A 19804-nucleotide genomic window follows, 5' to 3' on the forward strand; every position below is an offset into this window, starting at 1 on the left:
ATTGTTTATTTCTTCGATATCGGCATACCAGTATGCGCCCTCGTTATTGAAAGCCATAGGACAGAACTTTTTATAGATCGTACCGCCAGAAAGTGCATTTTCAAACATAGGCCCTGCTTTTTCTGTGAATGATGCGAATAATTCCCTTTGTTTTTCCAGCTCGCTGGTTTCAGATAATTGTTGTGCAATAGCTTTCAGTTCTGCTCTTTCTTCTGAAAAAGAGGCTACCATACTTTGAGACGCATCCTGTACCTGGTCTGCATCAGCATTGGTTAATGCTATTTTTATTTCCAGGTAATTATGCCAGATTTTTCCCGTCATTCCATCTATAAAATCCTGATCGGCAATATCTGCTGTTTTCTCTTCCGCTTTTTTAACCTCTTCAGGGGTGTTTATTTCAACCGATTGCTTCCCTTTGTTATCTACACAGGAAAATAGGGCAATAGCTAGTAAGAGAACAACACCAAAATTTAAAATTTTACTTTTCATTTTTTTCTGGTTTTAAATTTGATTTTTAAAATTAATGGTAAGAAAAAGGATTTATTGTCATAATTTGGTTAAACATCTATAAAATTTGGTCTAAAGAATTTCTAAAATTGTTATTAAGTTTTTTATATTGAGATAAATTCATCCCTGTTTCTGCTTTAAATTGCCTGGAAAGATAATTTACATTAGTATAATCCAATAGCTGACTAATCTGGGTAAAATTATATTGTTTGGACTGAATGAGCTCTTTTACTTTTTCAATTTTCAGCTTTATAAAATACTTTTCTACCGTTATGTTTTCGGTATAGGAAAAAATTCGACTCAACCTCGAATAATCAATTTTGGTTTCTTTGGATAAGTAGCGGGATAAAGTCCCTGATTTTTGCAGGGGCAGGTTTTCCAAAAGCCGTATTAGACTCAGTTTTACCTTTTCGATTAAAATTTTGTCATCGCCCTCTAATAGTTCAAAGCCGTTTTCATCCAGGACCTTTTCCAACTTTTTAGAATCACAAGCTATATTTTTGCTTTTATAAACTACCCGGCCTAATTCTACTTTTGTTACTGCCACCCCGGCTTCAAGTAACTCGTTTTTTATTACTTTAATACACCGGTTACAGACCATATTTTTAACAAAGACTTCTACCATGATAATTTTTTGGTAATGTTTTTTAAAAATTTATTTTTTATCATACCCTAAGCATTTATTTAAGCTACCACGCCCATGTTTTTCCCAGTAGTCTAACAATATTTCATTTTTTGGTTTTTGTGCCTGTCAAGGGAAGAGGCTTTATAAACTAATTAAATTTAAGAATACCCTTCCCTCACAGGACTTTAACATCATACTCTCAAAAGAAAAAGATTAACTAACCAATCAATGAAAAAAATTCCTTTTCTTTTTTAAGGGTATGATATTGTTCATTTTAAAAATTTTTTATAAACTATTTTTAAGCTGGGTCATATATTTTATGATTTCCTTTTTCTCCAATTCTGAAAATTTAGCATCCCAATGGATAAAAGTGTATGAATCCAAAGGCATTTCATCATCTTCAATCTGGCTTATTATTGACCTTAACTTACTGTTTTTTCTTCTTTCAGAAAGCTCGCCCCATTCATTAAAATTTAGTTCAGATTTTCCTTCTTTTATATGATCCTCTAAAAACCAGGCAGCTGGTTGTATTTTATTGTACCAAGGGTATGCTGTATTGTTGCTATGGCAATCATAACAGGAAAGCTTTAATTTATCCTGTACCTCTAGTGGGACATTGTTGACCAGCATAAAATCGGATTTTGGCACCACTTCACTTTGGTTGCGATTGGTGGGCACAAACTGGATGCCCACCAACACAACTAAAAAAACCAGTGCAATGATTTTGATTGTCTTCATTTAGTTAATTTCTCTTTGCACCTCTCCGCAATCCATCATTTTACTTCCATAATAGGGATTTTTGATTTCTTTGGTTACACTCAACCACTGTGCACCTTTGTTATTATTGTACATCGGGCAATAAGCTTGGTACAACTTTTGGCTGGTTCCGACAATGTCAATCAGGTCTATCATGTCCTTGCTCAAAATGTCGAAATGTTCCCGCTGGTGGCCTATGGGGCTTTCCGCAATGTGTTCGGCATGCTCAGTGGCGTCTTCTATGATATCTTGCAGTTCTTGTTGGTCGTTCTGTTCGTAGTTTTCCGTTTTAAAGGTCTTTAACTGTCCCACCATTTTTTCCCCGGCTTTGGCCGCGGCCTCCTGATCGTCATTTACCAAGGCATTTTTAAGCTCCAAGTATGTGGTCAGGCTGGCATCGGTTTGGGCAGCATTGCTGCTTTCCATCCTGTTTTCTTCCATCGGGACAGCGCGCTCGGTCGCCGCGTCTTCAATAGTTGTATTGCTGTTTTTCTCGTTGTTCTTGCAAGAAGTGCTTATTACGGCAAATGCCATAGCCATCACTCCCAAACTTACTTTTACTGTTTTCATTTTTCTTGTTTTTAAAAGGTTGATATTTCTGTTACTGCAATTAATTAAATTTTCCGGATGCCATAAAACACAGCCCGGAACTTAGTATTTTACTTGGTTGTTCGACCGGAAACAAAAAAAGCACTTACCGGCTTTCCTTTTCCCCAGTCCTTATTTTTATACGCTGTTCCACGTCGCTTACATAGATGAGCCCGTCCCCGCTTTTGCCAGTACGGGCACTTACTTTTATAATATTTACAATTTTATCTACATCCTCTTTTTCGCACACTATCTCCATTTTAATGACTTTGCTGTGCATAAATGGAAAATTCAAACTGGGGGAAGCGGTTTTGGAATCAGTGTAATCTCCAACCCCCTCGCCTTGAAATACGGTAAAACAACAAAAGTTTTCTTCCCGCAGATTCATGGTCACTTCACTAAGTCTTTCGGGTCTGATAAAGGCTTTGATCTCATTCATATCTTCTAAATTTAAGTTGAAATAAGTTTTGTTATGCTTAGCTCTTTTTTGTGTAAGCTGTGTAATTCGCTTCTGAATTAAAATAGCCAACCCGGCCATTCGCGTCAAGCAGTACAATAAAGGCTTCGGTTTTATCCACTCTTTCCCCTGTTTGGGGATCGGTGGCCATCCTTGCAGATTCTTCGTTGTTCAAGGTGCCCACGCACATCTCGCAGCAACCATAATAGGTTTTCCCGTTTACCGGAACCGGGATTTGCGGTTTGGCCATATAGGCATCGTTTACCATACATACCAGGTCATTAGGCAACTTGTCTCCTATCTGAAAATCTAAAGAAAAGGTTTGTTTATTGGCGGTACTTGTACTAATTTCTGTAGCCAGTTTGTCTTGCTTTTTTTGTTTTTGCTGCTCCCCAGAGGAGTTACAAGCACCAAAAACCACGGCCAGAAGAAATACCGCTGTTAGAACTTTGAATGTATTTTTCATTTCAATCTAATTTTGTGCCTGCAAAATGGATAGACCTATAAAAAAGAGTCTATCCATACCTTGCAGGACTTTATTAATTGATAGTTTCTTTTACACTACCACATTTCAGCATTTTTTGGCCCATATATGGGTTCTTGATCGCCTTTTCATTGGAAAGCCAATAGCCGCCTTTATTAGAGTTTGCCATAGGGCAATATTCCAGGTAAATTTCACCTTTGGCAAGCTTCCCATTTTTAACCAGTTTCAACATTGCATCGCTAAGAGCATTAAAATTGTCACGTTGGTCTTCCAGAGAAGTGGCACCGGCCATTTGCGAAGCTTCTTTGCGAGCCGTCTCAGCATTTTCCACTTTTGCCAAAGTTTTCTCGAGTTTCATCGAATGCTTGGCGGCCTTTGCATCATTTGAAGCCACTAAAGCGTCCTTTACCAATAGGTAATGTTCATAAGCAGCGCCCAGATCTTTGTCTTTGAACTTAGGCGACATTTGCATTTCTTCACCATGACCAGCCATATTGTCGTGGTCGTGTTGTGCATAAACTCCCATGCTTAACAAAGTTAGAAGGAGCATCATCATTGTTCTTTTCATCTTAATAGGTTTTAAAGGTTATAAAAATTTGTTCTTCCCTGCTTTAGTTTATAGTTTCCACGATTTCGCCGCAGGTTAACATTGCGCTACCGTAATAAGGGTTTTTGATCTCTTCTGAACGGCTGAGCCAGTAGGCTCCCGCATTGTCATCTGCCATAGGGCAAAATTGCTTATAAACGGTCTGTCCCACTCCAAAAAGTTGCATCGCTTTGCTCAAATGGGCAGACAGGTGTTTAAAATGATCCCGCTGAGTAGAAATATCTTCACTCTCCGTTATTTTTTCCGCAGCACCAATTACTTCTTTTGAAATCAGCATCCAGTGGTCGTGAGCTTCACGATCCTCTAAAAGACTCATATCTATCTTGTTCATTGCTTCCAGTACTTTATTTGCAGTTGCTTGGGCGGTTTTGGCCTCATCTTCCACCAGGGCGTTTTTCAACTTCAAATATTGATCAAAAACGCCATTTAGCTGGTTGGTGAACTCTTCAGGTACCACGATGCGTTCTTGCATTTCGGTATGGTCAACGTTGCCGGTTCTTGCCGTTTCCATATTGGCATTACCCTCGCTACCTGCCATGTCCATACCGGCGTGGCCCTCGTGACCGGTAGATGTCTTGCCTCCGTCCTTGTTCATCATAGACTTTTTGCCCTGGAGTTGTGCGGCAGCATCTACGGTAAAGGCACCGTTTACCACAATGCGCTCTCCGGTACTCAAGCCATCTGTAACCGCATAATTACCACCCGCTGCGGCACCCAGGCTCACTTCCCTCATTTCAAAGACAGGCCTGTCTGGATTGGGTTGTACGTAAACCAGCGAACGTTCCCCGGTCCACATCACGGCCGATTTTGGCACTGTAATAAGCTGGGGTTCTTCAATATCTGCATTTTTTTTCTTGGCCGGTGCCACTTTTCCACGCACGAACATTCCGGGTTTTAGACGACCTTCCTTATTGGGCAGGACTGCACGTACAGTTACCGTACGGGTGGCAGTATTAAGCAGTGGTTCAATAAAAGTAATGGGCACTTCATATTCTTTTCCCGGCAAGGCATTGGCAGTCACGCTAATCTGTTGCCCTTCTTCAAGCTGGGCAATCTGGTTTTCATAAGCATCAAATTGTGCCCATACAATACTAAGGTTGGCAATCTCATAAAGGGACTGGCCCTGCTCTACATAATCACCTTCTTCCACCAGTTTTTCGGTCACCGTACCTGAAACCGTAGCATAAATAGGGAAATATTCTTTAACTTCCCCAGAAGCTTCAATTTCTTCAATTTGCTTGTCGCTGAGTTTCCATAATTTCAATTTTCGGCGTACAGATTCGTATAACCGGGACTGAGAGTCCTTCATCCCCACAGCGGTAAGCAATTCTTGCTGGGCAGAGACCAGCTCTGGGGAATAAATAGTGGCCAACACCTGCCCGCGGCGTACTTCCTCCCCGGTGTAATTTATATAAAGTTTTTCTATCCTGCCGCCAAAATAAGAAGCCTGCACACTTTTCACCTCTTCGTTCTCCACGATCTTCCCGGAGAGCACCAGGTCGTGATCCCCTAAGAGGCTATCGCCGATCTCCACGGTGTGGATATTGGCCAGAGCCAGGGCGGTTTCAGACATTTCTATTTGTTGCGGCCCAACCTCGCCGCCGCCACTCTCGGCAGGGATAAGGTCCATCCCGCAAATGGGGCAATCGCCCGGTTCGGGCTGCATAATCTGCGGGTGCATAGAGCAGGTCCACAGCTGGTTTTCCTCCTCGTGATTGTGTTCTTCTGTAGTGGCTGTTTCGACATTTTTTTCAGACGAATTGCCACCAAAGAACAGATAGCCAAGGAGCAATCCTGCTAACACTAATCCGGTGTAAATGATATATTTCTTCATCGTTTTTGTTTTAATTTATTCTGAATTATTCACTTAAATAATTAATGTTCGCACTGGCTTGGTAATAGTTTTTTACCGCTTCTATCAGGTTCAGCTCAAAATTTAGCTGTAACTCCTGTACGTCCAGCACATCATTGAAATCTATGGTACCGGTTTCGTAATTCCGCCTGAGGATTTCTTCGGCATCATTGGCTTGCTCGATGTTGAGCAACTGGGTACGGTAGCTTATGCGTGCCTCTGCCCTATTGCTCACCGCGGCTTCCAGGCGCGACACCAATTCGTTGTGCCGGTTCTCCCGTTGTGCATTTAGCTCACGTTGCTTCAGTTCATTTTGCCGCGTAACCGATTTGTATTTATTACCGAAAATTGGAACCGTTATAGAGACCATCGGCATCAGGATGTCCTTTCCGCTATCCGGGGCTTGCATCGCAGTGGCTTCCCCCACCGCAACGTAATCCAGGCCAAATCCCAGATCGGGCAGGGCTTCCTTTCGGTTCATTTTTTCTGCTTCCCCTACCGATTCATACAGCTTGTCAAAACGCAACAACTCCGGGTGCACCTGTGGAACTTCTGGCAACTGTACCGGGTCTTCCTGTGGCACCGCCAGAGAATCGTAAACTTCTACCGCGGCACCGGGCCTGGTATTGAGCAAGGCATTGAAAGTAGCTTGTTCAGCTTTAAATTCTTCATCGAAGTTTTCAAAACGTTCCCGTAGCTGGTTTTGCCGCATTTGCAGGCGAAGCACATCTACCGATGAAGCTTGGTTCACTTCAAGGGAAGTAAGTGCAAGCTGCTCATAGGCTTCCAGCAGGTCTATATTTTCCTCCAATACGCGTTGCTTTGCCCTAATGGCATAAAGCCTGTAATAATTTTCGGCCACATTTAGCAGCAGTTGCCTCTGGGCCGTGGCGATTTCCACATATTGGGCATCGGCAAGGCTTGATGCATAATTCTCCCTTGCCGTGATAGTCCCAAACCACGGAATCATTTGTTGCACCGATAGTTTGTACTGCTGTGGGCCCGTTCGGGTCTCTGGTTCGCTGGCAAAATAGCCTACGCTGAACTGGGTTTCCGGGAGCACGCCCACTTCTTCCACCTTTTCTTTTGCCGTCTCATAGCGCAGTTCAAAGGCCTGTATGTCCGGGTTGTTTTCCAAAGCCTCGGTAAGATAAGGCTGTAGCTGCTGGGCTGTTCCTGTAAGAAAAAAGAAAAGAGAGACAAGCACCGTCAGCATTCCGCTTCTTCTATTCAATTTTATTATTAAAATATCTTTTGATTTCATAGTAAAAAGCTTTCTTCTAATTTCTATTTTCTATTCTCTTGTCATTATTCGCCGTCTCCAGGGTTTTTAAACCGGTCTCTTTTCTCCAACTAAACAACACCGGCACTACAAACAATGTGATTAGTGCTATAGACATACCTCCAACCGCGGGGATGGCCATAGGGATCATAATATCGCTGCCACGCCCCGAAGACGTCAGTACGGGCAGGAGTGCCAGGATTGTTGTAGCCGTGGTCATCAAGGCGGGGCGAACACGCTTGGACCCTGCTTCCACTACTGATTTACGGATTTCTTCCCGGTCCTTGGGTTCGTTCCTATCAAAGGTTTGAGTAAGGTAGGTCCCCATTACAACGCCATCATCGGTCGCAATGCCAAAGAGGGCGATAAAGCCTACCCATACCGCCACACTCAGGTTTATGGTTTTTATCTGAAACATATGCCGAAGGTTTTCGCCAAAAAAGTCGAAATTCAGGAACCAACCCTGGCCATAGAGCCAAATGAGGATAAACCCACCGGAAAATGCCACCAGGATGCCGCTAAAGATCATCAATGAGGTCGAAACCTTTTTGAACTGGAAATACAGGATCAAAAAGATGATCATCAGTGCCAGTGGCACCACAACACTCAGCGTTTTTTCAGCGCGAATCTGGTTTTCGTAAGTCCCCGTGAATTTATAACTGAGGCCTTTGGGCACGCTAAGCTCCCCGTTATTGATTTTATCCTGAATAAGGGCCTGGGCATTTTCTACTACATCCACTTCGGCAAAACCATCGAGTTTATCGAAAAGCACATAGCCAATAAGGAAGGTATCTTCACTCTTTATTATCTGCGGCCCCTGCTCGTAACGGATATCTACCAACTCATCTAACGGCACCGGCGAGCCGCCCTCAACCGGAACATAGATATTGCCCATATCTTCCGGGCTGTCCCGCAATTCCCTTGGGTAGCGCACGCGTACACCGTAGCGTTCGCGTCCTTCCACCGTTTGACTTAGGCGTTTTCCTCCCACAGCAACCTCCAAAAGTTGCTGAACTTCTTCTATGCTAATACCATAACGAGCCAAACGTTCACGCTTGATATCAAGAAGCAGGTAAGGTTTTCCAACAATACGGTCGGCAAAAACGGCTTCGTCTTTTACACCTTCCACTTGCTTTAACAGGTCTTCCAGTTGGAGTCCAAAATCTTCTATTTGTCGAAGGTTTTGCCCCTGCACTTTGATTCCCATAGGTGCGCGCATCCCCGTTTGAAGCATTACCAGCCGTGTCTCGATGGGCTGGAGCTTGGGCGCCGAGGTTACCCCCGGCAGCTTGGTGGCGGCGGTGATCTCGTTCCAGATATCATCTGGCGACTCTATTTCGGGGCGCCAGTTACGGTAATATTCCCCGTCATCATCTGGAATGAGCTGTTTGTTTTTTACGCGGTGGAATTCCACGATTTCGCTGTCATTATAACTGCCAGCTGCATCTTCGTCCACCTCTAAACTTGGGTTTATTGCCAATTTGCCATTTTTTAACATAAATAAACCGTCTTCATTTACCTGGTAGCGCTGGCGTTCGCCGTGTTCATTCAGCATATATTCAGGTTTGTATTGGATTGTATTTTCATACATGGATATAGGTGCAGGGTCCAGGGCCGACTCTGTACGACCTGCCTTGCCCACTACCGTCTCAATTTCCGGGATAGCGGCCACGGCCATATCCAGCTGCTGCAAGACCCGCTTGTTCTCCTCTACACCTGCATGGGGCAGCGAAGTGGGCATCAACAAGAAGGAGCCTTCATTGAGTGAGGGCATAAATTCCTGCCCAATGTTGCGCATAATCATAAAACCGAGAATAACCAAAACGGTGGGCACCGACAAGAACAACAACTTATTGCGCAAGGCCCAATTGAGGATGCGGGTATAAAATTTTTGGAACAGGGCAAAAACACCCAGCAAACCAAAGGATATAATCCCTACCACAATAAAATTCCAGAAAACACTTTTTTCCAGACCCAACGGACGCCAATACTCGGCTAAAAGTAGCACTATGGCGAAAGCCGAAATAGCTATATTGATAACATTTGATCTTTTGGAACTAATTTTCTTTTTAAGAAGCAGTATTCCGGTTACGCCAAAAGCAATTAGGACAATACCGATGAAATATCCAAAAACAATAGCGGTAAGCCCTGCAATTATCAGAATCCCCTGTATTACCCAGCCCGCGGAAGTACGCCGGGTCCGTTTCTTAAAGAAAGATGCGGCAAATGGCGGAATAAGGAAAAGCGCAACCACTAGGGAAGCCACCAGTGCCATGGTCTTGGTAAATGCCAGTGGGCGGAACAGTTTCCCCTCTGCCCCCACCATAGTAAAGACGGGAAGGAAACTGATAATGGTGGTAAGCACGGCCGTCATAATTGCCCCGGAAACCTCGGCAGTGGCATTGTACACGATTTCATTCGTGGTCAAATATTTCCGTTCTTTGTCCTGATCGAGATGCCGGATGATATTTTCAGATAAGATCACGCCCACATCCACCATGGTCCCAATAGCAATGGCAATACCGGAAAGGGCCACGATATTGGCATCGACATTAAAGAACTTCATCGAGATAAAGACCATTAAAACCGCTACTGGCAATAAACCGGAAATGAGGATGGAGGCCCGTAGGTTAAAAACCATAACGATAATTACGAGTACCGTAATCAGGATTTCCAATGTAAGGGCTTCATTAAGCGTGCCCAGGGTTTCCTGAATCAGTTGCGTACGATCGTAAAATGGAACAATAGTTACCTGCGACTCGCGACCATCTTCCAGCACCTTGGTGGGCAGGCCGGGGCTAAGTTCATTTATTTTATCCTTTACATTATTGATTACTTCCAGCGGATTTGCGCCATAACGAGCCACAACCACTCCGCCAACCACCTCGGCACCTTCTTTGTCCAGGATACCACGGCGGGTTTCCGGACCCAGGTTTACTTTGGCAATGTCGCTTATTTTGATACTGGTAAATTCTTCTGAAGTTACCACGGCATTTTCAATATCTTCTATTTCCTGAACGTAGCCCAGCCCACGTACCAAATATTCGGCCTGATTTATTTCCAAGGTTTGTGCACCAATATCACGGTTGGTTTCCTTTACGGCCTTTACCACCTGTGCCAGGGAAATATCGTATTGACGCATCAGTTCGGGATCCACATCTACCTGATATTCCTGCACATAGCCACCTATGGATGCAACTTCGGAAACCCCGCTGGCACCGGAAAGTCCATATTTCACATAATAATCCTGAATGCTTCGCAGTTCGTGCAAATCCCAGCCCCCGGTAACATTGCCATCTTTGTCACGTCCTTCTAAGGTGTACCAAAAAACCTGGCCCAGCCCGGTAGCATCGGGACCCAGGGCAGGGTTTACACCTTCGGGAAGCAGGTTTGCCGGCAGGGAATTGAGTTTTTCCAAAATCCGGCTACGGCTCCAGTAGAACTCAATATCCTCTTCAAAAATGATATAAATACTGGAAAACCCAAACATAGAGGAACTCCGGATGGTTTTCACACCGGGAATTCCCAGGAGCGAAGTAGTAAGGGGATAGGTAATCTGGTCTTCTATATCCTGGGGGGATTTCCCCTCCCATTTGGTAAAGACAATTTGTTGATTCTCGCCAATATCGGGGATGGCATCTACCGCCACGGGATCGCGCGGAATTAAACCGGTTTCCCAATTAAAAGGGGCATTTACCACGCCCCAGCCTACAAAAAGGACTAGGAGGATAATTGCTACTAGTTTGTTTTCTATAAGAAATTTTATGCCTTTATTTAGCATCTTTATTGATAATTAAACAGTTATACATTGAATAACTTTCTGATAATATCAGAAAATTAAACACAACAAAGTAAGCCCAAGATGGAAGTAACCATAGAGCAAATCTTTCCGATAATTATCGGAAACTGTTTAAAATCAAATTAAATAAGTTTCGTGTAGTTTTTGTACGTTCCTTACAAGATAAGGAGGTGTATAATCTCTAAATGGAACAATGTTCTTATCCAGTCCATCAAAAAGATTAATATAAGTATAAAAGAAAGTAGCAACAAAGGCTTGATGCTCAAAGCTTAAATTGGTGTAAGATGTTTTTAAATCATCTTGACCGTCATTCACTATTTGTGCATCTGAACAGCAAGATTTTTCCGAAAAACCTGCTTCACAACTTTTTTGGGATGATTGATTTTCCATACCACAGGTTTGAGCATTATGAAATAAAGCAAAATCAACCAATGAATCTCCACAATAATGCATATCTACAGTAAACGACATAGTGGTAACAAATACCAAACTCGCCAAGGCTACAGATAATATTTTATGGAAAAACGATTTCATAAGATTGCAAATATATATAAAACAACGAAATATAAAAACATTAATAATTCTTTTCGTTATGTTAAACTTTTACTTCCTATACTATTTTCGACAAAAATAAAAGAATCAAACTTCTAAAAATATGATAAATATCATATTTTTATTTTCTTTTTTGCAGTATGTTCGGCAAAAATAAGTTCTAAAAAATTCATTATTAAAAATTAGTTAACATTTGTTAATTTTTTTTATATTCGTATTATGCAAAGCTTTAATAAAATAATAGCTGTTTCATTGGTACTTGCAGTAATGTTTGCTTCATCGTCTTTTACTGTGAATATGCATTTCTGCTGTGATAAACTCGTGGATATGGCGGTTTTAAATAAAGCTCAGGTTTGTGATAATGCGGTGAAGGCTCAGACCAATCCTTCAAAAAAATGTTCGTTCGAAAAAAAAGGTTGCTGTGCTAATAAATCTATAGTTAAAGAAAGTGGCGATAACTTTCAAAAAGCTTCATTTGAGATGGAAAATCATAAACTGATTTTCCTACACACATTTTTTTACACTTACGTAAATCTATTCGAAGGGTTGGAACAAAATATAATCCCTTTTAGGGATTATGACCCACCCCTCATACCGAAAGATTTTCAAGTACTCCACGAGGTATATTTAATTTGATTTCATCCTAAGTAGGTTCTTTTTCAAACAACCTACCTTATATGTTGGCCTGTACTACGCAAAGGCTAACAACTGGTGCGCTCTATCCTGAGCATACCACACTTTCAACTATTTGAAAAACAGAAATTTATAATCTATTAGAATAAATACCATTCTAAGAATAAATAATTAATACTATGGATTTACAGAAAGAATTCTGGATAAAGAATATGGTATGTAGCCGTTGTCTAAAAGTAATAACGCAAGAACTGGAAGAGATGGGAATAACCGTACTCTCTTTGGAATTAGGTAAACTATTGGTTGAATCTTCAAAAAACACCAACACGGAGGTTACGTATAAAGTTACCAAAGTACTTCATTCCAATGATTTTGAAATAGTACAAAGTGAAGGGGAAATGCTGGTTGAAAAAGTAAAAATCATTCTAATCCAACTGCTTACTCAGTTACCACTTCATTTGAAAACAAATACTTCAGAACATTTGTCTTCTACGCTCAACAGGGATTATAAAATACTGAGCAGGCTGTTTTCTAAAAATGAAAACACCACCATTGAAAAATACTTTATAAAACTGAAAATTGAAAAAGTAAAAGAACTTATTCAATTAAAACAATATTCTTTTTCAGATGTGGCATATATGCTGGATTATAGTAGCATTAACCATTTATCAAGACAGTTTAAAGAGATTGTGGGAATGAGTATGAGCGACTATAAAAACACAGAAAAATGGAAACGAAATTTCTATGATGAAATTATATAAATAACAACGAAAGTTATGCAGATGAAGTAGCATAAAAACAGATAGCTTTCGTGTTAATTATAATATTAAAAACCCTAAGGCTTGTGTTGATAATCCCCCAATTACAACATAAGCCAGTTCAGGTCTTAAAAAGGCGAGGAATAAACATTAATTAAAATAAAAAACAATGAAAAATCACTGGTTATGGATGGTCCTCGGTTGTGGACTGCCGCTTTTACTCATCTTTTTAGCACCATCTATTGGAATTGGTGGTGGCACCTGGCTTTTTGCATTTATTATAATAATGTTCGCAGTACACTTGTTAATGCCCATGCGGCACGGGAGCCATACGCACGGATTGTCCAATGAGAACTTAAAAAAGAAGGATAAAAAAAAAGAAGGACAACATCACTAAAATTTATGTTATGAAACGAAAATTTCAAATTAATGGTATTAGTTGCGGCGGCTGCATTAGCAGGGTCAAAAAGACATTGGAAGAACATCCAAAGATTGAAAAGGCAGAAATTTTTCTGGCACCAAAAGGAGCTACAATCATCACTATGAAGGAAACGCTTTCAGTAGATGAATTACAAAAACAACTCAGCAACCTTGAGGGTTACACAATTGAAAAACTGTAAAAGTAACTTAAAATCAAAAATTATGTTTTTTCACGACGGAAGTTTCGGAGGTATGCACCTGATATGGTGGATTATTTGGATGGCGTTTATCATTTGGATTTTCTTTATCCCAACTGATATCCCATACCAAAAACCAAAAAAAGAAAAGCCATTGGACATCCTAAAAAACAGGTTTGCCAAGGGCGAAATTTCAAAGGAGGAATTTGAAGAATCCAAAAAATTATTAAAATCAGATAACCAATCTTAAAACATATAAATTATGTATCGATTAAATGTAAAAAAATTCGGTTTTGCCCTCGGTCTAACTGGAGCCTTGATATATCTGGGCTGTATGATCGTAATGGCTACAGCCGGACAAGGAGGATCCATAACATTTTTTAATAGCCTTGTGCACGGATTGGATGTTACCAGTATTATTAGAATGGATGTTCCTTTATGGGAAGCCGGTTTGGGAATAGTACAGATATTCATTTTAGGATGGCTTATAGGCGCGTGCATCGCTGCTTTTTACAATGCTCAAATTAAAAACAAATAAAATTGTGAAAGTTGAAAAAGGCTATGGCGAAAATTAAAATCATTTTTATTCATTTACTATTAGGTGCAGGTATTTTTTATTTCCTGGTACACCCTTTCACAATGGTAATCTATTGGTTTGAGTTCAGTAATACGCCCTTCTCTTTCCCCTTGTTTCAGCAAGTCTTAGAAGAACGTTTTGTGGAATCTTTCACCTTCGATATGCGGGGAATGGGCGGCTTATTGACTCTATTGGGAGGCTTCTTGGGAATAGTTTCTGGTTTGTTCTGGATAAACCTGAAAAAGAAAGATGAAATTATTGGCACACAACAGCGGCTTCTTGTTCGTGATATTGAAGAATTGATCCAGGCCGGTGAAAATGAGCGCGTAGAATTTAAGTCTTCCATACGTTATGACTATTACCGTAAATCAACCAATCGCGACCTAGAAGTTATCATAGCCAAAACCATCACAGGGTTTATGAACGCAAAAGGTGGAAAACTTATAATTGGTGTTGATGACGAAGGATATGTTCTGGGATTGGAAAAAGATTATAAAACCCTAAAGCATAAAAACAGGGACGGGTATGAACGTGCGGTGTTCAGGATTATTTCTACGCAATTGGGGCACGAGGCTTGTTTCAGCAACCATATTTCATTTTACAGTATTAATGAAAAAGATGTGTGCGTAGTGGATATCGAACCTTCGGAAAAACCCATTTATGTCAACGATACCGAAAACACCACATTCTATGTGCGTACTGGCAATGCAACCTACCCATTGACTGTTAAAGAAGCTGTTAATTATTTAGAAAATAGAAAGCAATAGGTCTATGCAATATGTCTGGTTTATATGGTCTCTTATAATTCTTGCGCTTTGGGCAATAATCTATTTGTCAAAAAAGGGGTATAGAAAAGAAATGCTCAAAATGAGCCTTATCACTATGCCCTTTGGCCTAACAGAACCCTTGTTTGTTCCAGAATATTGGTTTCCACCTTCCCTATTCCATTTAGCGGAAAGAACAGGTTTTGATATTGAGAGCCTTATCTTCTCTTTTGCTATTGGCGGAATAGGGACGGTATTGTATAATCTGATATTCAAAAAAGGCTATATAGATATGCCTCATACCGAACGGAGCCACCAAAGACATAAGCTACATATTTATATACTTTTTGTTCCAGCCATTGTATTTGTAATATTTAGTCTTTTCACCGCGCTTAACCACATCTATTGTGGCATCATTGCAATGTTTTTTGGTGGTTTGGCAACATTGTACTGTCGCCCAGATTTAAAAGGAAAGATATGGGTTGGAGGAATCTTGTTTACCATACTGTACTTCATTTATTTCGGAAGCATCCTTCCGTTCTATCCCCAATATGTGGAGTTGTACTGGAATCTGGACAACCTGACCCATATTCTTGTTTTGGGAATCCCAATTGAAGAGTTACTGTTCGCTTTCACCTTTGGTATGTATTGGTCTGGATTATATGAACACTTGTATTGGAGAAAACTTATAAAATCGAAAGAAATGTCAACCAACTAAAACATTCAAATTATGAAAATATTATTGGCCATAGATGGTTCAGATTTTAGTGAAGTAGCCATTAACGAGCTTAAGAAAATGACTTTATCCTCAAATAGTGAAATTCATATTATAAATGTTTATGAACTTCCTAAAACAACCGGTCTGGGATTGCATACTATGGGCGGCAAGATAGGAAATTACATAGAAGAAATTAAAAGTAACGCTCAAAAATTGGGAAACAAAATCGTTTCAGAAGCTTTCGATAAAATCAAGGCCGAAAACAAGGCACTTACCATAACCACAAGTGTTGTTAGCGGACTGCCCAAAAGTACTATTAATGAAAAAGCAGAAGATTGGGGTGCAGATTTAATTGTAGTAGGCTCTCAGGGTCACGGTGCTTTTTCTCGCTTAGTATTGGGCTCAGTATCCCAATATTTAACCACAAATGCCAAATGTTCAGTACTGATTGCAAGAGATAGAAATAAAAAATGAAAGAAAAGCAAACACATAGCATTACGTTGGAATCCACCTGTAAGATAACAGATGAGATATGTCTTCCCGATACTAAATTACCTCGTGTGGTTATCGTTGGTGGAGGATTTGCAGGTTTGGCATTGGTTGAGAAACTGAAACACAAAGAAGTTCAAGTGGTTTTACTCGATAAAAATAACTTCCATCAGTTTCAGCCTTTATTATATCAAGTGGCAACGAGTGCCCTGGAGCCTGACAGTATTGTATTTCCATTCAGAAAACAAATCAATGGCTATAAAAATGTTTTCTTTCGTTTGGCTGAAGTTGAGGAAATTCAACCTGATTCAAATACTATATTGTCCAATAAGGGAAGTGTTTCTTATGACTATTTAGTGTTGGCTACTGGCACGACCACCAATTTCTTTGGGATGGATTCTATGGCCGAAAATAGTTTGGGGATGAAGGATATTCGCGATTCCCTCAACATCCGTCATATGATGTTGCAAAATTTGGAACAGGCAGCTATTACTTGTGATGATAAAGAACGCGACGCGCTGACAAATTTTGTAATTGTAGGTGGTGGTCCAGCAGGCGTAGAAATGGCAGGAGCTTTGGCAGAGTTTTGCAAATACATCCTTCCCAAAGATTACCCAGAGTATCCTGCTTCCATTATGAACATTTATTTAATAGAAGCCATTGATGAGTTGTTAAGTACAATGTCTGATAAAGCATCTTCGAAAACCCTCAAATATTTAGAGGATTTAAATGTAAAGGTATTATTAAATGAAGCTGTAAGCAATTATGACGGCAACGAAGTCACTACCAAAAGTGGTAAGACCATTTTGGCTAAAAATCTTATCTGGACGGCTGGCGTAAAAGGACAATTCCCAAATGGTATTGATGGAAAACACGTAGTCAGAGGCAACCGTATTAAAACCAATGCCAATTTAAAAGTAGAAGGCTACGAAAATATTTTTGCCATAGGTGATATCGCAGCACTCATTTCCAAAGAAACCCCAAAAGGACATCCACAAGTAGCACAGACCGCTATTCAACAAGGTAAATACCTGGGCGATTCGATATTAAATATCATAAATAACAAATCCATAAAACCTTTCAAATATAAAGATAAAGGTTCCTTAGCAACCGTAGGTAAACGCAAGGCAGTTGCCGATTTGGGCAAATTTAAATTTGCAGGCTATTTCGCCTGGTTGCTGTGGTCCGTTGTTCACTTGATGTCCATAAGTGGATTTAGAAATAGATTGATGGTTGGTTTTAATTGGGCGGTAAGTTATTTCACTTATGAAAAGAGCAACCGCCTGATTATTAGAAACTTTAAACCGAAATCTTCGGTTAAAAACAGAACAAAATAATTTTGAAATGAAAAACACCACAGATAAAAATAATAAGCTTTCCCTAATAGGTTCCATATCTCTTGGTACAGGCGTAATGATTGGTGCTGGCATATTTGTCCTTATGGGGCAAATAGCAGAGTTGGTGGGTGATCTATTTCCCATTGCATTTATTGCAGGTGCTGTTGTGGTGGGTTTTAGCTCATATTCCTATGTCAAGTTTTCAAATGCTTTTCCATCGTCTGGAGGTGTGGTTAAATTCCTTAACAAATCCTATGGACCTGGAACAACAACAGGGTTTTATTCTTTGCTGATGTACGTATCAATGGTAGTTTCCGAAAGTCTGGTGGCGGGCACTTTTGGAGCATATACGTTGAGACTATTTCCCGAGTCCTATGCAGGTTATGCCTCTACCCTGGGTGTTGGGCTAATTGTTGTTGCTTATATAGTGAACATCCTGGGCAATAAGGTTATTGGTGCCACCGCGACATTTACCGCTATTATAAAGGTAGTGGGAATAGCAATTTTAGCTATTGCCGGCCTTGCAATTTCAGGTTTTGCCGATATTACGGGAAACTATATTCCCAAAAATACTGAGACATTACCACAAGGCTTCGGATTTGTGGCCGCTTTGGCGTTATCTATCCTTGCTTATAAAGGCTTTACCACTATCACGAACCAAGGGGCCGATATTAAAAACCCGCATAAAAATCTTGGTAGGTCTATCGTGTTTTCCATACTTATCTGCACACTGATATATGTAGCCCTGGCATTAGCTGTTGCGGGAGGTTTAAGCATTCCTGAAATAATCGAAGCTAAAGATTATGCCCTTGCAGCCGCCGCAAAACCTGTTTTTGGGGAATGGGGTTCCTGGATTACCATTGGCATTGCCATTATTGCCACGGTTTCTGGGGTCATTGCCAGTATCTTTTCCTCTTCACGCTTGTTGGCAATGCTCAGCAATATGAAACAGGTGCCTTCTTTAACCAAACTTGGTAGCTTAAAAAATCCAGCACTAGTATTCACGTCTTCCCTCGCCATTTTACTGACCGTGCTTTTCGATTTGACAAGGATAGCATCCATTGGGGCTATTTTTTACCTTATTATGGATATCGCTATCCATTGGGGGCTGTTCCGTCACCTTAAAAACAAAGTGGTTTTTCAGCCTATCATCCCATTAATAGCCATCGTATTGGACATTGCGGTATTGGCAGCTTTTCTTTATATAAAATATCTGAACGATCCTTTGGTGCTTATCGTAGCAGCGATTGGGATTGTTCTAATACTTGTGGCGGAACGCCTTTTTATGATTTCACATACAGACGATGAAGGTAATATGCCGATGGGAATGAAGAATACAAGTGACAAAAACAAAAAAACATAATTAATTAAAAACAATTTATATGAAAAATGTAGCAGTTATAGGTTACGGAGTCATTGGAAAAAGGGTGGCAGATGCCATCAACTTACAAAACGATATGAAGCTTTCGGGAGTATGTGATATCATCAGCGATTGGCGTATTCAAAATGCCGTAAGAAAGGAATACGATATTTATGCAGCTACCCAGGAAGCTGAAGGTAAAATGAAATCCGAAGGAATTTCAGTAAAAGGAAATTTACAGGAGCTTTTAAAGAAATCAGACCTGGTTGTGGACTGTACACCCAAAAAAATTGCCGCTCAGAATGTCGTTATCTACAAGGAGCAAAACATCAAATTTATTCTACACGGTGGCGAAAAACACGAAACCACAGGGCATTCCTTTAGTGCAGAAAATAATTACAAATCAGCTCTAAACTTGAATGCGACAAGAGTAGTTTCCTGTAATACTACGTCTATTTTAAGAACCTTGACCGCTTTAAAAAGAGCCGATTTATTGGATTATGCCAGAGGTACACTTTTAAGAAGAGCTACAGACCCTTGGGAAAGTCATTTAGGTGGTATTATGAATACAATGGTTCCCGAAAAAGATATCCCAAGCCATCAAGGTCCAGATGCTAAAAGTGTTGACCCAGAACTGGATGTCATCACCGCAGCGGTAAAAGTACCCGAAACATTGAGCCATATGCACTACTGGAATGTGAAATTGAAAAAGCAGGCGACAAAGGAAGAAGTGCTAAATGCTTTCAAAACTTCAAGTCGTATTAAATTAATTCAATATGACCAAGGTCTGGTTTCTAACAATACCATTAAGGAAATGTTCTTGGATATGGGAAGGCCTTGGGGCGATATGTACGAAGTAGCACTATGGGAAGATATGCTGAAGGTACAGGGAGACGAACTCTTTTATGCCTACGTGGTCGATAACCAAGCTATTGTAATCCCGGAAACAATTGATGCTATTAGGGCTTTAACTGGAATTGAAACAGATGGTACAAAATCCATAGCCAAAACAAATGAAAGTTTAGGAATCCATTAAACACGA

Annotated in this window: 23 protein-coding genes; 12 read left to right on the forward strand and 11 right to left on the reverse strand. The window is 40.5% G+C overall.

Annotated features, from left to right (window positions below; all coding sequences use genetic code 11):
- The 11 genes from RM529_RS08745 to RM529_RS08795 form a co-directional block, all read right to left on the reverse strand.
- The coding region (locus RM529_RS08745; RefSeq protein ID WP_311484430.1) for a DUF3347 domain-containing protein at positions 1–489 on the reverse strand (489 nt) is incomplete at its 3' end.
- Between the two features lie 76 nt (positions 490–565).
- Positions 566–1135: a helix-turn-helix domain-containing protein gene (locus RM529_RS08750; RefSeq protein ID WP_311484444.1), complete on the reverse strand. Its 570-nt coding sequence runs from the start codon at positions 1133–1135 to the stop codon at positions 566–568.
- A gap of 282 nt (positions 1136–1417) precedes the next feature.
- Positions 1418–1870 carry a heme-binding domain-containing protein gene (locus RM529_RS08755; protein ID WP_311484431.1) on the reverse strand — a complete coding sequence of 151 codons (453 nt, stop codon included), beginning with the start codon at positions 1868–1870 and terminating at the stop codon, positions 1418–1420.
- Positions 1871–2422, reverse strand: coding sequence for a DUF3347 domain-containing protein (locus RM529_RS08760; RefSeq protein ID WP_311484432.1), 552 nt, complete (start codon positions 2420–2422; stop codon positions 1871–1873).
- A 160-nt stretch (positions 2423–2582) separates the two neighbouring features.
- On the reverse strand, positions 2583–2915 hold the full coding sequence (locus RM529_RS08765) for a P-II family nitrogen regulator (protein WP_037314433.1): 333 nt from the start codon (positions 2913–2915) through the stop codon (positions 2583–2585).
- A gap of 37 nt (positions 2916–2952) precedes the next feature.
- Positions 2953–3399 (reverse strand): hypothetical protein, encoded by a 447-nt coding sequence (locus tag RM529_RS08770; protein WP_037314436.1) that lies wholly within the window; start codon positions 3397–3399, stop codon positions 2953–2955.
- A gap of 73 nt (positions 3400–3472) precedes the next feature.
- Positions 3473–3985 carry a DUF3347 domain-containing protein gene (locus RM529_RS08775; protein WP_034892138.1) on the reverse strand — a complete coding sequence of 171 codons (513 nt, stop codon included), beginning with the start codon at positions 3983–3985 and terminating at the stop codon, positions 3473–3475.
- Positions 3986–4028: 43 nt separating this feature from the next.
- On the reverse strand, positions 4029–5858 hold the full coding sequence (locus RM529_RS08780) for an efflux RND transporter periplasmic adaptor subunit (RefSeq protein ID WP_311484433.1): 1830 nt from the start codon (positions 5856–5858) through the stop codon (positions 4029–4031).
- Between the two features lie 25 nt (positions 5859–5883).
- Positions 5884–7140, reverse strand: a complete 1257-nt coding sequence (locus RM529_RS08785) for a TolC family protein (protein WP_169929151.1) — start codon at positions 7138–7140, stop codon at positions 5884–5886.
- Between the two features lie 16 nt (positions 7141–7156).
- A complete protein-coding gene (locus RM529_RS08790) occupies positions 7157–10939 on the reverse strand; it encodes an efflux RND transporter permease subunit (RefSeq protein WP_311484434.1) in 3783 nt (1260 codons plus the stop codon).
- 135 nt (positions 10940–11074) lie between these two features.
- Positions 11075–11491 carry an HYC_CC_PP family protein gene (locus RM529_RS08795; RefSeq protein WP_037314440.1) on the reverse strand — a complete coding sequence of 139 codons (417 nt, stop codon included), beginning with the start codon at positions 11489–11491 and terminating at the stop codon, positions 11075–11077.
- 237 nt (positions 11492–11728) lie between these two features.
- Between RM529_RS08795 and RM529_RS08800 the strand changes: the two genes are divergently transcribed.
- From RM529_RS08800 to RM529_RS08855, 12 genes are all read left to right on the forward strand, one after another.
- Complete coding sequence (locus RM529_RS08800) at positions 11729–12145, forward strand: HYC_CC_PP family protein (RefSeq protein WP_027884435.1); 417 nt, start codon at positions 11729–11731, stop codon at positions 12143–12145.
- Between the two features lie 176 nt (positions 12146–12321).
- Positions 12322–12903: a helix-turn-helix domain-containing protein gene (locus RM529_RS08805; RefSeq protein ID WP_034892125.1), complete on the forward strand. Its 582-nt coding sequence runs from the start codon at positions 12322–12324 to the stop codon at positions 12901–12903.
- 166 nt (positions 12904–13069) lie between these two features.
- On the forward strand, positions 13070–13297 hold the full coding sequence (locus tag RM529_RS08810) for a hypothetical protein (RefSeq protein ID WP_034892122.1): 228 nt from the start codon (positions 13070–13072) through the stop codon (positions 13295–13297).
- 10 nt (positions 13298–13307) lie between these two features.
- The gene (locus RM529_RS08815; RefSeq protein ID WP_027884438.1) at positions 13308–13520 is read left to right on the forward strand and encodes a heavy-metal-associated domain-containing protein; all 213 of its coding nucleotides are present in this window, start codon (positions 13308–13310) and stop codon (positions 13518–13520) included.
- A gap of 22 nt (positions 13521–13542) precedes the next feature.
- Positions 13543–13767, forward strand: coding sequence for an SHOCT domain-containing protein (locus RM529_RS08820; protein ID WP_027884439.1), 225 nt, complete (start codon positions 13543–13545; stop codon positions 13765–13767).
- Positions 13768–13779: 12 nt separating this feature from the next.
- Positions 13780–14055 (forward strand): DUF5676 family membrane protein, encoded by a 276-nt coding sequence (locus RM529_RS08825; RefSeq protein WP_034892114.1) that lies wholly within the window; start codon positions 13780–13782, stop codon positions 14053–14055.
- 23 nt (positions 14056–14078) lie between these two features.
- Positions 14079–14861 carry an AlbA family DNA-binding domain-containing protein gene (locus RM529_RS08830; protein WP_311484435.1) on the forward strand — a complete coding sequence of 261 codons (783 nt, stop codon included), beginning with the start codon at positions 14079–14081 and terminating at the stop codon, positions 14859–14861.
- Positions 14862–14865: 4 nt separating this feature from the next.
- Positions 14866–15576, forward strand: a complete 711-nt coding sequence (locus RM529_RS08835; protein ID WP_034892108.1) for a lycopene cyclase domain-containing protein — start codon at positions 14866–14868, stop codon at positions 15574–15576.
- 12 nt (positions 15577–15588) lie between these two features.
- On the forward strand, positions 15589–16050 hold the full coding sequence (locus RM529_RS08840) for a universal stress protein (protein ID WP_311484436.1): 462 nt from the start codon (positions 15589–15591) through the stop codon (positions 16048–16050).
- Positions 16047–17402 (forward strand): NAD(P)/FAD-dependent oxidoreductase, encoded by a 1356-nt coding sequence (locus RM529_RS08845; protein ID WP_057481155.1) that lies wholly within the window; start codon positions 16047–16049, stop codon positions 17400–17402. The genes RM529_RS08840 and RM529_RS08845 overlap by 4 nt, the downstream gene beginning before the upstream one ends.
- A 7-nt stretch (positions 17403–17409) precedes the next feature.
- A complete protein-coding gene (locus tag RM529_RS08850) occupies positions 17410–18765 on the forward strand; it encodes an APC family permease (RefSeq protein WP_037314450.1) in 1356 nt (451 codons plus the stop codon).
- A gap of 19 nt (positions 18766–18784) precedes the next feature.
- Positions 18785–19798 (forward strand): type II glyceraldehyde-3-phosphate dehydrogenase, encoded by a 1014-nt coding sequence (locus RM529_RS08855; protein WP_311484437.1) that lies wholly within the window; start codon positions 18785–18787, stop codon positions 19796–19798.
- Positions 19799–19804 lie beyond the last annotated feature (6 nt).

The organism is Autumnicola edwardsiae (assembly GCF_031846505.1).
Taxonomy (GTDB): domain Bacteria; phylum Bacteroidota; class Bacteroidia; order Flavobacteriales; family Flavobacteriaceae; genus Autumnicola; species Autumnicola edwardsiae.